The 2812-nt window shown below is 63.1% G+C and carries 2 protein-coding genes; one reads left to right on the forward strand and one right to left on the reverse strand.

The genetic code is table 11. From position 1 onward, the window contains the following. The first annotated feature begins 514 nt into the window (after nucleotides 1–514). Entirely contained in the window at nucleotides 515–2491 is a 1977-nt protein-coding gene (locus IEY70_RS20700; protein WP_189066922.1) for a hypothetical protein, read from the forward strand. Nucleotides 2492–2564: 73 nt separating this feature from the next. Here IEY70_RS20700 and IEY70_RS21210 read toward each other — a convergent pair. Then, nucleotides 2565–2812 (reverse strand): hypothetical protein (locus IEY70_RS21210; RefSeq protein WP_229778137.1); only part of this gene is annotated, 248 nt, incomplete at its 5' end.

Consider the following 2812-nt stretch of genomic DNA (forward strand, 5'->3'; position numbering starts at 1 on the left):
GACGTCAACGGTACCTGCAGCGCACACCGGCGATGGCGATTGGGCTGACCGATCGCGTTTGGACACTGCGAGCGTGGCGGTCACGGCCTCAAGGCGTTTCCTGTCGGGCATAGTTCCAGCCAACTACCCCCTTCGATGGGGGACGTCCAAACGAGGTCCGTTCACGGAACTCTTCAGCTCGCCTTTTCCTGCTCCTGATGCGGCCTGAGGGCAAGATGTCCGGTACTGAGTCCCGCATGAATTCTGCTGTGATGGGCACCTCACATAAGTCAACGTGCCTTGCGGCCCGCTGTTACTATGTGAACGTTCTATGAAACTACACCCTCAAAATCTACTCATCTTTCTCTGCTCGGCAGGGCTTGTGGCCTGTGGCGAAAAAACCACTTCGCCTGTCGTCGACCCCATTGAGCCTGCTCCCTCATCAGGCGCCTACCTCAGTGGACAGTTGGCATCGTGGCCCTACACCTCCACCTACGTCAGAGCCCGCTTCGTGTACAACGATACCTCTGCCGACATGACCCCGGGCGCCATTCCCAGCAGCGGCACCGTCAACTCAAAACTGCCTGACCTCACACCAGCCAAGAGCCTCCTGGACGGCTGCACGCTCTCCAGCGGCTTCCAGGGCACTGGAGCCAAGTACGACTTGGCGGCCTTCCAGGTGTTCTCTAACCAGGGCGATCTGCTGGGCCGGATCTTCGAGAACGCCGCAGCCAGCGACTCCGGCTACCTGCACATCTACGCCAGTAGCGCCGCGACCCTTAAGGGCGTTGCCTCCTGCACTGCGCGGAGCGAAACGCTGAACTTCGACGCCACCATGACCGCAGGCTGGAACCTGCTCCAGGGTACCGTCGACCCGACCACGAACGCCGTGAGGATCGTAAACGCCCCAGCGGGCGCGCAGGCTTCACTGGACTTCGTGAAGTATCAGGATCACGTCCTGATCGTCCCAGTCAACAAGACCGACCTGCGCCTGAAGCGCGGGGACTCCGTCAACGTACCCGTGCGCATCTTCCAGGATGGCGGGGTCAGCGGCCGAATTCGCCTGACCAGCAACGTCTACGGCCTGGACGTCACCCCAACCGAAATTGATCTGCCTGCCAACGTCGGCAAGCAGTCAGTGACCGCCAAGCGCCTGAGCACCCAACTGTCCGGCACGGCACTGCAGGCCCAGCGGGTCGATACCAGCCTGACGCTGACCGCCTCCAGCAACGGGGCCGCGTTCGACGGCGACCTGATCATTCAGGCCACGAAAGCTGGCATGGACGTCGGCGGTGGAAAGATCGGCCGCCTCGCCCTGGCTGTCCCACAACTTGGCCTGGAAGCTCCCACCAAAGTCGCGCCGCAGAATATGTCCACCGAGTGGCCCGTCTACGTGTACACGAATGAGTACACCGGTGACGTCCGCGTGAGCGTCAGTGGCCTGCCTGCCGGACTGAGCGTCGCCCCCAAGACGGTCAGCGTCACGCCCAATCAGTCAGTGACCGTGAAGTTCACCATTCAACCCACCACCACCGTCCCCGTCGGAACTTACACCGTGACCGTGAACGCTGAGCAGGTGTCCGACGGTAACGTGACCAGCAGGCGGGGCGCGCTGACCATCATGCCCACCCCGGTCCGCATGGTCGAAGGCACTAGCAGTATGACCGCCGACAACGCCGGCAACATCTGGTACACCACCACCAAAGGCATGGTGCGCCAGCGACCCGACGGTACCTACGACGCGTTCACCAATCCCGGCTACGGTTGCGGCGACCTGACCGCCGGTGAGGACGGCGGCATCTGGCAGCAGAGCTCCCCGCAGGTGCGTTTCGATGCCGTGACGGGCAGCGCGACTGTCAAACCCGACCCCAGGGGCTTCTCCGGCTGTGCCGGGAGCGGCATGCACTACGACCCCAAGGGACGCGGCTGGGTCTCGTACTTCAACATTCAGCGCCTGGATTACGCCACCAACACGGTCAGCAACGTTCCTGGCGCGCAGGACGACCAACTCCTCGACGTGGACGGCTCGCACGTCTGGGGTTACACGCAGTCGGGCGGCACCTCGCAACTGGTCAGCATCGACGCCGACACCCTGACCCGCACGACCCTGACCCTGCCGGGAATTAATGCCTACCTCCCCGCCTTTGCACGCGGCGGCAAGCTGTGGCTGCCCAAAAGCGTGCCGTACCGCCTGACCGCGTACGACCCGGCCGCAGGCAAGGTCACGTCCTACGACGTGGTCATCGACGGCGCGACCGTCAAGGACTTCGAGGTTGTGGGCGTGGACGCCACCGGACGCCACTGGCTCAAGGTGAGCCACATGGATGGCGAACTGTACCTGAGTGAATGGGTGCTGTACAACCCCCTGACCGCCCAAGTGGAGAAGCGCGTGCCAGCCATCTTCCTGAGCGGCAACGGAAAACTGAGCAGCGTGTCGGCCGACGGTACCCTGTGGGTCATCACGACGGATGCCCCGGACTACGTGCCCTACGCTTACGCTTTCAAACCCTGATTGCCTGACAGTTCACGCACCCGGTCCGCTCCGCGCAGGCCGGGTGTTGTCGTCACGACATTCGCCGTCACCCTCACTGTCCGCCTGGCATCACGCCGGCCACACAGCATCGCCCCCACCTCAGCGCAGGCCAAGGTAGGGGCGGTTCATCGCGACCGTCGTCCGGGTTATTTCTTGACGACGCTGCACCACGCGAGGATGACGTCTTTCTCCCCTGGATCCAGACGCCGGCGTACCAGATCTTGGGGTCTTTCAAGACGAACTGCTCGTAGCCGCCACCATCTTCAGTGTCTCCGGTGTCCAGCGACTCGAACTTGAAGG

The sequence above is a fragment of the Deinococcus seoulensis genome (assembly GCF_014648115.1).
GTDB lineage: Bacteria > Deinococcota > Deinococci > Deinococcales > Deinococcaceae > Deinococcus > Deinococcus seoulensis.

Bases quoted from the DNA above. Each gene is read 5' to 3' on its own strand.
- IEY70_RS20700 (WP_189066922.1), top strand. From the start codon at position 515: ATGACCCCGGGCGCCATTCCCAGCAGCGGCACCGTCAACTCAAAACTG.